Genomic DNA, 12,251 nt, shown 5'->3' with positions numbered 1-12,251 from the left:
GTTATTTCCTGTTTTTCCGGCTTTACACAGTGTGCTTATTATCTTATTCCTTCATCATCCAAATCCCTAACGAAAGCTTAATCAAGAGCACGAACGATGGATATCAGCTTACCATTTTCCAATTAGAGTTTTACTTCTTTCTTATTATTCTATATAGCTTCAGGCCATCACGTTTTAGCAAAAACATCATCAAAAGCTATACTGCCGATGGATCTAAAAATTTCTCAAAAAAGACTTTCTTTTGGATCGTTTATATTGGAGTCCTTCTTGCCGTTTTCGGAATACCGTTATTGATACTTAAGCATGCTTTGGGTGATATATTCTCAGTAATTACAGCGGCCAACGAACACATTTTTGAAAATACCACTTTGCTGATTGTGGCTTTTATGTTTTTAATAATCAGTGTTTTAGGTTTGTGTCGTGATTTCTTTAATGCTTTTGATCATGCCAAAGTCCAGTTTTTCAGGTTTCTACTGTTCTTTGTATTAACTATTCCAGCTGGGGCATTTATATATTTAATTTCGGTTGTTCTACAAGTAAAAGCCGACACGCTAATTGTAATCTGCCTGGCCTTTAACCTTTCCTTACCTAAATATTATGACATTCTTAAAGGATAAAAACTATAAAAATTACACGGATCAAGATGAAAAGAAGAGAAAATAAGCTGAGAATATTATTTTGTTCAGTGCTATGTTTGATGAGTATGAGCAGTTGTAAAACAGATGGAACTAATCTTGTTTTAGAACGGGGAAAGCCAATTGATCTTGCGCAGGTTGATTTTCGAAAACTTGATCTGGATAAATTCTTAGCCAAACTGGCTTATGTCAAACGGAATAGAATGACTCCCAATAAACATATAAATACAGGTACTGAACCATTAATTATTAAACCTTTCTTTTTATATAACATTACTGAAGAACGGTTGCTAAAAAGGTATGAGCAAAATGAAGTTGATACCATAAAAAAGGGTGAGGCTTATGGAGATTTGTATTTCGTAGAAAGAAGAGCTCCACTAATAGGAATGAAAGACCCGGATTTAAGGAGTTTTGGTTATTGGGACTCAAAAACAATTATGTTTAATGAGCTTTATACAAGCTCAACAGCGGCTAATAAGTTAATTAAGATTAGACTACAAACAGCTAATTTACATAATACAGGGCTAAAAGAATACAATGCCTTATTCCAGCTTTTGAAAGCACACAATAAGGCAGCTACATTTAAAGAACAACCTCAGTCAACGGGGGTAACCAACTATGAATGGTTGGGAAAAGATAAAGTAATTCAATTGAACTTTGCAAAAGCTGATGATTCAAACTTCTTCGAACTGATAATCGCCTACTTAAATCCCGATATCGTAAACTAAACAGTAGAAGAAAGCGCTACTAACATGATGCATTCCACAATAAAGGTGTATACCAATGCAAATAGCAAACAATACCAGAGCACATCAATTTTTCTTCTCCATTTAATCATAAATATGGCTACCACAAGAAGTGGGCTGGTACTAATGTATATCATAAAGAAGTTAATGATAACAACCAGCGGTCCGGAAAAATGATCAGTGATAAACAGGGAAATACCCAGATGTGATAACCATACCGCAATGGGAAGGGTAAAGCATAAAACCCACTTCCATACCGTTTTTACCGGTAGTATTTCCGGGTAGGTCCTGCGGTAGTTTTTTACGATGAGTACCACCATTAAAATAACCAACAGCATCAATACGACAAGCTGGACATACTTCCTCGTAATCGTATCAGCCCGGGTAGCTATCGGGTCAGAAAAAACCAACCGTCCAGCTTCGAATTTCTGAATTTGAGTAGTTTCTCCCTTAACGAAGGTTTTTTTAGTAATCAACGCGCTTGAACCATCCCGAAAGGTCCATATGGAATCTTCAACTCCATTTTTATAAACACCCTCAATTAATGTCAGATTGCCTTTTTTCCTGATGAATTTACCATCTAAAAGTCCCCCCTTAAATCGGAGCGCATCTTCGTAATGTGGGGTTTTGATACTGAGATAAGTGATTTTTCCAGGTGCCATCAGACCTTCAGTGCCTTGCATCTCATTGCGGACTGTCTCTTCCAGCTCGTTAACTATAATGTTTTTATGGTAGTCATCCTTCTTAACAGGCCGTCTTCTGGTGATAAGTTGTTTCACTTCAACTACCAGCAAGGAATCAAAATGGTATACTGCAAAATCCCCGTCATAGTAGTTGGAATCAGGTAATACATGAGACTTAATCAGCACGTATTGTGGTTGCTCGAATGCCTGGTGATATCCTGGTGAACTACTTGCACAGAAAGCGAAAAAGGCCAGGACCACAATAAAGGAAGGATTGAGATTAAGGTGTAAAGTACGAACCTTTAAACTATACCAGGCCAATGGCAGCATAATCAAAGCGATAAGATCTGTAGGGTCTACTACGCGCTGGATGGGAAAGCAGTATCTGCTGAAAAACTCAATGAAGGAAGACGAATACTCGCTTTTCCAGAATATAAAGAACAATCCGGTAAGAAAAAATACGTGGATTCTACGTTTTGGAAGGAAAACAGACCAGAAAATCGGGAATATAAACAAGCCACAGAAATCAGATAGCTTACCTGTCAACGCATTATGGAAAACTCCTTTCAGGTAGAAGTCATTGAACATCAATAGGGTCAGGCAGATTAGGAAAGGTAAAGTTGTTAAAGGTTTAAATCGATCGGATAGACCCATAATTGGTTGTCGTTTCAATTTATACAAAATTACGGATTAGGTAACCCGCGCATAAGTCCAATTGCTCACTTTACAGTCGGTTTTGTAGAAACTCTACTTTGCCAGTTTCCATATTATAAACAGCTCCAATAATTTTAATTTCACCTTTGGCCTCCATTTCTTTTAAAATGGGACTCTTCTCTCTAATATCCCGGATACTAAGTTTTATATTTTCAAGGCAAATGTGCTGAACGTATTCTTTATTTGCGGTGGTTTTTTCGCCTTCAAATGGAGTGTTGGTCGTTACTGCACGACGAATTTTTGAGAGTAAAGTTGTAATATTACCCAGTTTTACATTGTCAATCGCTGATTTTATCGCTCCACAATGTTCGTGGCCTAAAACAACAATCACCTTTGAGCCTGATACCTTACAGGCATATTCCAGACTTCCTAAAATATCCTCGTTCACAATATTTCCTGCTACTCTGGCTACGAAGAGGTCTCCAATTCCCCGATGGAACACATCTTCCACGGGTACACGAGAATCCAGACAGGATAGGATAACGGCTTTAGGATATTGCCCCAGTGCTGCTTCACGAACTCTAACCGTATTATTACGAATGGTTAAGGCATCGGAAACGAAATCTTCATTACCTCTTTTTAGAATGGATATGACGGTATCCGGAGTTAATGCAGCCTGTTGTTCAGCTGTTAAAATCTTTTCAGAAAGTACATCAGTGCTGTCAATCTCAATTTTTTCCATGTCATTTAGTGTTTTAGTTTTGTTTTGACACGCAACTAAAACAATCATCCCCAGGAGGAGAGAGGCCATCATTAGTTTTGAAATGCTCATTATGTTATGGACTTTAGAGTTTTTACAAGGTCATTTTCAGGAGATTATCTGGCTTTTGGGTACATTAAGTTAGTGATTTTTTCAATAAGATTTCAAGAAAATAAATTATAACAAGGCCCCCTGGCTTAGAGAACTGTTGAGTTCTCTAAGCCAGGGGGCCTGTGATTAGGATTAAAATGATTAAAAAGTAACGCTATTCAGGTTCTTGTCAACCAATACACCATCAATGGCTTTAAGGTCAAACTTTACCTTACGCTTTGCTTTCAGTTTAATGATAAACAATTCTGGACTACCAGTTAAAGTTTCTTTATCACCTAAGTTCACAAAAGTCGGATATAAAGCTTTCTTTCCGTTGGTATGTAACCTGTCGTAAGTCATGTTCTCCATGTGCTTGGCATTAACAGGTTGGATACTTACAAACTCGTAATCAGCAGCATTATATGGCAATGCAAAACTTAAAGCATTTACAGATTTAAGGTTAGTGCCTTTTACTTTAACCTCGATGATTTCATCTTTGTTATAGCTCTGTTTTGCAGTGCTGATGGCCAGTTTACCAGCTACTTTTTCAGCTTTGTCATCAGTTTTAACACCACCATCAATTCGTGTCGCCACCAATGAAATATCATAAGCGTCGATCAAACCGTTTTTGTTGATGTCACCATTGCTGATATAACCTTCGAAATCACCGTCACCGGATCTTAAACCAGTATAGTTCAGGTAAGAAGTCAAGTCATTTCTGTCAATCAGACGGTCATTGTTGATGTCTCCTGGTAAGTAACTCTCTGTTCCCGGAACTTTAAATACATACAACTCTCTACCAGAACCGAAACCACCTACGCCTTCAGTAACCGCCATTTTGATGTAACGAGCAGATGGATGACCAGGAAAGTTAAATACCTTCACCTCATCTGTATTTGCCCATGTGAAATCACCTGCCGGAGTCCAGTCTTTATTGTTATTGCTAAAGAATACCTTACCTTTTAAGATGATACCATTTCCTCTTCCTGAACGTGGAACGTAATGGAATTTATCCAGCTGATTGATGGTTTTTAAGTCCATCACCATTTCGAATGGTAATGCATTTACACCCCATTTCGTATGCCAGTTATTTCCTTCATCAAAGTCGAATAACTGAGTGATTTCAGAACCTTCCTGATCTGCTGCGGTCGATTGAGCAGTGATGCCCTGAATCGCAAATTCCAGTGGATTAGATTTCGTAGTCGATTTAAACTCTGTCCAGGCCGATTGACCGTCTTTATTCACCGCACGCAGTTTAAAAGAATAAGGCGTTTCAGCAGTTAAACCATCAAATAACAACGCAGTGTCTCTGATCGTTGTATAATGCATGTCATTGAAATCAATTTCATAGAAATCTGCATGCTCAACTTTCGACCAGGTTGGTTTCAACGTATAAGCTTCTTTGTTCTTATCTGTCACCACAGCATTAACCGGAGCCGTTAAGGCGCCTGTAGAGATGCGCAATTGATCTGCCGGCTCATATTTGAAGCCTTCAATCGTTGCAACAACAGGATTTAACGTGATATCTGTACTGCTTACTTTGATCAGTAACTGAGGGTTCTTTACCATCGCCACTTTCTCAAACTCGCTTCCTTTAGTCGCAAATTTATTCAGGTTCGGAGTAGCATCGTAGAAATATACATTCTCTTTGCTTAAGAAGTCAGCCATCGAATTTACTTCCGATAACTTGATTTTATCCTTGCCAACTTTTACCAACACCTTCTTAGGTTTCTGCGAAACATTGATTCTAAGTTCGGTAGCTTTCGCTTTTACGAAACCGTCGAAATCACCTTTTGCAGGGTGGATAGTTACAATTGCACGGTTCTTTTTGTCTACTTCCGACTCAATTAAACTGGAAGCACCTTTACCCGATTTGTATTGTTCCGTAGTACCATCATCGTCATATTCTGTGAATGAACTTTTTCCGGAAGGATAAATCTCATAAACACGAACAGCTTTGTTGATTTCCGTTACATTATTGTTTGGATTGGTAACCGGAATAATTGCACCATTCTTAACGAATACCGGCAATTTCCAGATTGGGCTTGCAAAACTGTTCAGGATCACATTTCCGGCATATTTTTCTCCGGAGAAATAATCAATCCATGAACCTTCAGGAAGGTAAATGCCATTGCGAATGTCATTGCCTTTATCGTCAGATTTAGTCGCCTGATAGATAGGCGCAACTAAGAAATTAGGACCGTATAAAAACTGATACTGTGTTGCCGGACCTTGAGTATAAGCATTTGGATACTCCAGGAACATCGCTCTGATCATTGGTAAGCCTGTTACCGCTTCTCTTGCAATGCTGTAAGCATAAGGCATCAGCTCCGATTTTAACTTTAAGTAGGTACGGTTGATAGAAGTAGCCGGCTCGCCTAAAGCATGTGGATACTTTTCATTTGATCCCCAACCATCCATATTCAATTGCATCGGCGTAAAGGTTTTCCATTGGAAGTCCCTGATATTTACAGCCACATTTTTACCACCAAAAATACCATCTACATCAGAAGTGATATTCGGTTGTCCGGATAAACCAGAACCTAAATAAGTAGGGATATGGAAACGAATGTATTCCCAGACGCCACCGGTCTGGTCACCAGACCAGATGCCTGCATAACGTTGTGTACCTGCCCAACCATCTAAAGAGATGATGAAAGGACGACTGTCATTGCCATATTTAGTCATGATCTGAGCTACATCAGTCACCCCGTTAAGTCCGAAAGAATATCCGGCACCAACCCAGGCCACATCAGTTTTCAAAACACGAACACCAGCTTCTTTTACCTCTTTTAAGATATCACGTTGTAATAACGCAGAAATTTCTGGTTTAGGATGAAGGTCTGATTGTGTCCATAAACCAATCTCAACACCGTTCTTACGGGCATAGTCGCCTAAACTTTTCAGGTTTTGAATGTTACCATCTAAAGTTTCTGTTTGGCCATATCCAGCACCATAACCATCATTTGGAAGCAACCAGCCAAAAGGCATGTCGTTCTTTTTATAGCGATCAATTACCGCACGTGCAGAAAACTGGTAGTTATTTTTCTCTCCGTTTAAGGATTCCTTGATGCCACCATTGTCCTTCTGACTTTCTTTATAATGTTTGCCATCTTCAAACAGCATACCTTTTTCATCTGCTTTCCAGAAATCGCGGTTATAAGCATTTAAATGCCCCTGGTAAAAACCGAACTTCGGTAACAATACCGGATTTCCTGTCAATTGATAAAAATCGTTCAAAAGAGGAACTGCACCGTCGCCAGCCATCAGGAAGACATCCAGATAATCTGTATCATGCGATAATTTTACAGTGCCTTTTTCTTTAGCTCCGAAATCATATTTACCTTTTTTGAAGGTATGCCATAACAGGCCATAACCGTTAGAAGACCAGTAATAAGGCGTAGGGGAGGCTACTCCACCATCCGTCCAGCTGTTCTGGTTTTCAATAGAGATCGCTCTTCCTTTGTGGGAGAAACGTCCGTTCTGAACACCACCACCGTAGAAATACTCTTTTGGTGCTTCTTTAAAGGTCAAAACCACTTCATTCTTTTCAAAACGAACAGGTGCCGCCTCTTCAAGAACCACCGTGTTACTGGCCAGGTTAATAATTTTTAATAGGGTAGTGTTTTTATCTAGTTGAACCGAAATTTTGTCGGTAGCAATCGTAATCAGATTGTTTTCGTCTGTCAGATTTAATTTTGCAACCGCTCTTCTTGGGTTTTCTACCAGAATTTTTGCTTCCGGTTTAGCGATCGGATCTCTCATTACTCCGCCGGTATTGTCCTGGAAAAGTCTGAAAATCTGATCACCGTAGAAGTCTAATGTCAGCTTTTGATTGTCAGAAAATAATACCTCAATCACAGTCGGACTAATCTTTTTCGCAGAAATGATTTTATGGTCTTTTTGTATAACCTGTTGAAAGGTAAGTGGTATTGTTACTGCTCCGGCATTTAATTGGGAAATCAGTAAGGGAAGTGCTAAGGCAAGCAAAGCGGTGTTTTGAGGTTTAAAACTCCAAAATGTTTTCATCTTAATTATTTTAGTAAATCTTCGCGGACAGCTGAAATCGACAAGAATCTTATAGATTCCTGCAAGATTATTCTGAAAGCTTTCGTTGAAGCCGCCAATATAGAAATTATCTATTGGTTTTTACTTTTGCAGAATTGTATTATTTTCATGTATAAATTAACAATTTGCTAACACCCGGACCAAAACTTTCAAAGTGTCAATATGTTTTTCAGCTATTATGCAATGGTTATAAAAAAACTGGTATTTTGCTGACCATTAAAAATATGGGGGAATTATGTTTCAAATAGTAATAACGGGGATAGGCTGGCTTGGCGTCATTTTATGTACACTTGGCTATCTGTTGTTGAGCTTAAAAGTGCTGACAGCGGATTCATTGAACTTTCAGGCACTAAACATAATTGGAGGATTATGCTTAGTAACTTCCGCTTTACAAAGTAGTGATATGCCTAATGTAGTAGCCAATCTACTTTGGGTATTTATTGGACTTTATGCGGTAGGCAGGCAGTTTAAAGTAAATAGAGTCACGGAAAAGGATTAAGGCGTCCATGCTCCCCCTAATATATAATAAGCTTTACTCTTATAGTAATCCAGTCTTTCTGCATAGGCTTTTTTATCGCTTTCCAAAGAGAGGTAAAAGTAGGCGCCATCCACCAGCACAAAGATCAGGTCGGCCGCAGTTTTTGCATCCGGAACCTGGACAAGTTGTTTGTGATGACACTGCTCAATCATGCCCGCCAACGCAAGGCGAAGCGAATCTAAGATGGTCTTGTATTTTGCTTTGATCTTTTTCTCCCGAAATGCCAAAGCATAAAAGGTGTAAAATAACCCATCGTCAAAAAGTAAGTTCCACTTTTTCGAAAACAACATCTCAATCGTTTTGTGCAAGTCCTCCAGCGTCACCTCTTTTTTATTCTTAATGGTATAAATCAATAGGTACCGATCCAGAATATAATCAATCAATGCATAGGTGAGCTCCTCCTTGGTTTGGAAATAGTGAATGATCAGGCTGGGGTTGATGTCCATCACCTTGGCTATTTTCGCGATAGATGTATTTTCATAACCCTCTTTCTTAGCTACTTTGTAAAATATCTTTATGATTTCTAATTGTCTGGTCTCTTTGAGACTTTTTCTGCCCATGTTAAATTTCTGATTGCTCCAAATTACTAAAAACTAAATCGGCTTCGCAAATTATTTATTTTAAATTGAATGTACGTTCAATTAATTTATTTGTAACTTCCTGTTAATATTGTAAGTAGATCTTTGCCGCGCAGCAGACAATATTAAGAACCAGATTAAATAACCAAACCACAAACAAACCAAAGTATGAAACCACAGCAAAGATTACCCGGGCTATGTATGAACAAACATACAAGTAGCAGGTGCAGCTAACTTTCAGATTAACCAGCAACAAGACCACAGAAAAACCACAAACATTAAACTTATTGTAATTATGAAAAGAAATCTACTACTGATTTGCTTCCTGCTTTTTGGGGCAAGCGGTTTCGCTCAGAACATCACGGTAAAAGGTGAAGTTACAGATGCCGAAACCAAGGGGCCTATTCCCTCAGTTAACGTCAGTGTTAAAGGAACGAAGAATCGGGCCGGCACTAACGGAAATGGTATTTATACGTTATCCAACGTAGATCCCAAAGCAATCCTTGTTTTTTCTTATATTGGATATAAAACAGAAGAAAGATCCCTGAATGGAAAAACTCAGTTAAATGTAACCTTAACGCCGGATTTCGGCAACCTTGATGAAGTGGTTGTAGTCGGATTTGGTTCCAAAAAGAAAATCAACATCGCAGGAGCCATAGACCAGATCTCCGGAAAAGAACTGGAATCCAGACCGGTTGCCAATGTGATGCAAGGACTGCAGGGATTGAGCCCGGGCTTAAGTATTTCCTATGCCGGCGGTGCACCAGGTTCGGTTCCCAAGATCAATATCAGGGGCTATACCTCGGTAAACGGCGGTTCTCCATTGGTCGTAATTGATGGAATTCCTGCGACCAGTAACGATGATATGCTCAGGTTAAACCCCTCGGATATCTCTTCTTTTACCGTATTACGTGATGCCGCTTCTTCTGCTATTTATGGTGCCAGAGCTGCTTTCGGCGTGATTTTGATCACTACCAAACAAGGTGAAGCAGGTAAGCAAATCATTACTTACAATACCTTCGTCTCCCGCGGTAAACCAACAGTATTAGCCAGACCGGTAACTGATCCTTATATCTTTTCCAGAGTATTAGAAACGGCTACAGACAATACGCCATGGGACTATGTAAACTTTTCTGATGAGTATTATAAATGGGCGAAAGAAAGATCGGACAATCCTTCCCTTCCGGATACCCGTTTAGATCCTGCGGATAAAGCCAAATGGGCTTACATGGGTAATAACGACTGGTATAGCTATTTCTTTAACGATGCCAGTGTATCTCAAAGTCATGCGGTTTCCTTATCCGGTGGTGCGAAAATTAATGAAAAACCTTTAACCTATTACCTGTCTGCGGATTACGCCAAAGATAATGGTTTAAACAAGCTGGCTCCGGATTACTGGAGTAGATATGGTTTGCGTTCCAGAGTTGGCTTTTCCCCTTTGAGCTGGCTTAGATTAGACAATAACCTGAACATTTATCAAACTAAACGTGAAGAGCCTTTTACGGATATCAGAGATCTTTATTACCTGAAGCCAACAGATGTAGCTAAAAATCCGGATGGAACCTGGGCAAATACAGGTGCCGGAAGATTGGCTGCCAGGCTGGTAGATGGTGGTGGAAACATCGGTAATATGTTTGGTTTTCAGAACGTAACCAGTGCAGTGGCTACCTTTTTTAACGGCGAACTGCAAGTCAATGGTGATGCTTCCTTCAAAAGAGAACTCTGGAGATACCATAAAGATTCAAAGAAATTTAAAATAGGCTATGGCCCCGGCGATATCAGAGAAGAGGGTGGCAATGGATCTGTGAGAGAAAGTAATAACTATCTGGCCAATTCGGCATTTAACTTATACACTACTTATAAGAAAACAATCGGAGATCATGCCTTCGGTGCAATGGTTGGCTATAACTCGGAGATTTATGATTACTCAACGGTTAATGCTGAACGCGATTTACTGATGTCTTCTTCCCTTCCTTATCTGGGATTAACCACAGGACAAGCTATCATCGGTGCAGATTATAGTGCTTATGCAACCAATAGCGTGTTCAGCAGGGTAAATTATACGTATAAAGACCGCTATATTTTGGAAGGAACCGGACGTTATGATGGTTCATCCCGCTTCCCCGTGGCCAGTAGATGGGGCTTTTTCCCTTCCGCTTCATTTGCCTGGATTGCAAGTTCAGAGGAGTTCCTGAAACCACTGGCACCAGTGTTATCGGTCCTTAAGTTAAGGGCAACCTATGGTAACCTCGGCAATCAGAACGTGGGTAACTTCGATTATATCCAGACCCTACCTACGGAGAATTCCAGATACCTGATCGATGGTTCGCTACGTCCGGTGATTAAAGAAGCACCAAAATTATACATCGACCCGAATACATATACCTGGGAACGCGTATCAACCCTGAATCTGGGAACAGATGTCGGCTTAATGAATGATAAATTCATGATCACTTTTGATTACTATATCCGTGATACTAAAGGGATGTTGGTTGCCGGACAAGAGCTACCGGGTGTGATTGGTACAGGTGCGCCAAAACAAAACGTAGCAGATTTAAGAACCAAGGGTTGGGAATTATCCCTGACTTATCGTGATCATTTCGATGTTGCAGCTAAACCTTTTAACTTCAGTACTAAGGTTTTCCTTTCTGATTCCCGTTCTAAAATCACCAGCTTTACCAACACTCAAAACCTGTTTACCGACTATCGCGTAGGACAAACAATCGGCGAGATCTGGGGACTGGAAAGCGATGGTTTCTTTAAAGATAAAGCAGAAATTGCGGCATTAGATCAAAAGGAAATTGTACCATGGGGAGCCCTGGATATTGTTCCGGGATGGCCAAAATATAAAGACCTGAATGGAGATCATAAGATCGAAAGAGGTTTAAGTTCTGATAATCCGAAAGACCTTAAAGTAATCGGAAATACTACTGATCGCTATAGTGTTGGTGCAAACATCAATATGGACTGGAATGGTTTCGATCTTTCTATTTTCATGCAAGGCGTATTGAAAAGAGATTTTTACCCACACCATTACCTGTTCTGGGGCCCTTATCAGCAACCTTATGCAAACGTATATCCATGGAATTTAGACTTCTACAGAGGTGTGGCAGATTCGCCTGAGCAAAGAGCCAAACACTCTGCTGCTTATATTGCTGCGGGATTGGCTGATGCGAATTTAGATTCTCAATATCCGGTAATGCAAGCCTGGCTGGCAGATGCGAATGCTGGCGGAGGTCTCGATATCCCACAAACGAAATACCTGTTAAACGGTGCTTATCTAAGGATTAAAAACGTAACACTGGGTTATACATTGCCTAAAACATTAACCAAACGTTACGGAATAAACCGACTGCGCGTTTACGTATCAGGCGAAAATATGTATGAATTCTCTGCCATCAAGAAATTCATCGATCCGGAGTCTATCAATCAAAGTACAAGTGCCTGGGCATATCCCTTCCAGAGAAGGTATGCAGTTGGCTTAAACCTGGACTTTTAA

General features: G+C 39.8%; 8 protein-coding genes. 4 read left to right on the top strand and 4 right to left on the bottom strand.

The window, feature by feature from the left end:
* Together OQX61_RS03610 and OQX61_RS03605 are read left to right on the top strand one after the other, a co-directional pair.
* Window positions 1-617 (top strand): hypothetical protein (locus OQX61_RS03610; RefSeq protein ID WP_265840309.1); only part of this gene is annotated, 617 nt, incomplete at its 5' end.
* A 26-nt stretch (window positions 618-643) separates the two neighbouring features.
* On the top strand, window positions 644-1,363 hold the full coding sequence (locus tag OQX61_RS03605) for a hypothetical protein (RefSeq protein ID WP_265840308.1): 720 nt from the start codon (window positions 644-646) through the stop codon (window positions 1,361-1,363).
* Here the strand turns inward: OQX61_RS03605 and OQX61_RS03600 are convergent.
* The 3 genes from OQX61_RS03600 to OQX61_RS03590 form a co-directional block, all read right to left on the bottom strand.
* Entirely contained in the window at window positions 1,360-2,655 is a 1,296-nt protein-coding gene (locus OQX61_RS03600; RefSeq protein ID WP_265840307.1) for a hypothetical protein, read from the bottom strand. The two genes, OQX61_RS03605 and OQX61_RS03600, sit on opposite strands and share 4 nt — an antisense overlap.
* A 133-nt stretch (window positions 2,656-2,788) precedes the next feature.
* Window positions 2,789-3,460, bottom strand: coding sequence for a carbonic anhydrase family protein (locus tag OQX61_RS03595; protein WP_265840306.1), 672 nt, complete (start codon window positions 3,458-3,460; stop codon window positions 2,789-2,791).
* Between the two features lie 270 nt (window positions 3,461-3,730).
* Complete coding sequence (locus tag OQX61_RS03590) at window positions 3,731-7,597, bottom strand: TIM-barrel domain-containing protein (protein WP_265840305.1); 3,867 nt, start codon at window positions 7,595-7,597, stop codon at window positions 3,731-3,733.
* Between the two features lie 274 nt (window positions 7,598-7,871).
* On the opposite strand from OQX61_RS03590, the gene OQX61_RS03585 reads away from it, so the two are divergent.
* Window positions 7,872-8,135, top strand: coding sequence for a hypothetical protein (locus OQX61_RS03585; protein WP_265840304.1), 264 nt, complete (start codon window positions 7,872-7,874; stop codon window positions 8,133-8,135).
* On the opposite strand, the gene OQX61_RS03580 is transcribed toward OQX61_RS03585, so the two are convergent.
* Window positions 8,132-8,734, bottom strand: coding sequence for a TetR family transcriptional regulator (locus tag OQX61_RS03580; RefSeq protein ID WP_265840303.1), 603 nt, complete (start codon window positions 8,732-8,734; stop codon window positions 8,132-8,134). The genes OQX61_RS03585 and OQX61_RS03580 overlap by 4 nt on opposite strands.
* 313 nt (window positions 8,735-9,047) lie before the next feature.
* Between OQX61_RS03580 and OQX61_RS03575 the strand changes: the two genes are divergently transcribed.
* Window positions 9,048-12,251, top strand: a complete 3,204-nt coding sequence (locus OQX61_RS03575; protein ID WP_265840302.1) for a TonB-dependent receptor — start codon at window positions 9,048-9,050, stop codon at window positions 12,249-12,251.

Origin of the sequence: Pedobacter sp. PLR (assembly GCF_026239675.1) — a bacterium.
Classification (GTDB): Bacteria; Bacteroidota; Bacteroidia; order Sphingobacteriales; family Sphingobacteriaceae; genus Pedobacter.
This window is presented reverse-complemented; position numbering and strand designations above follow the sequence as displayed.

What these genes read in the sequence shown, in the direction of transcription:
- OQX61_RS03605 (WP_265840308.1), top strand. Translation starts at nt 644, where the DNA reads ATGAAAAGAAGAGAAAATAAGCTGAGAATATTATTTTGTTCAGTGCTA.
- OQX61_RS03595 (WP_265840306.1), bottom strand. Translation starts at nt 3,460, where the DNA reads ATGGAAAAAATTGAGATTGACAGCACTGATGTACTTTCTGAAAAGATT.
- OQX61_RS03590 (WP_265840305.1), bottom strand. Translation starts at nt 7,597, where the DNA reads ATGAAAACATTTTGGAGTTTTAAACCTCAAAACACCGCTTTGCTTGCC.
- OQX61_RS03585 (WP_265840304.1), top strand. Translation starts at nt 7,872, where the DNA reads ATGTTTCAAATAGTAATAACGGGGATAGGCTGGCTTGGCGTCATTTTA.
- OQX61_RS03580 (WP_265840303.1), bottom strand. Translation starts at nt 8,734, where the DNA reads ATGGGCAGAAAAAGTCTCAAAGAGACCAGACAATTAGAAATCATAAAG.
- OQX61_RS03575 (WP_265840302.1), top strand. Translation starts at nt 9,048, where the DNA reads ATGAAAAGAAATCTACTACTGATTTGCTTCCTGCTTTTTGGGGCAAGC.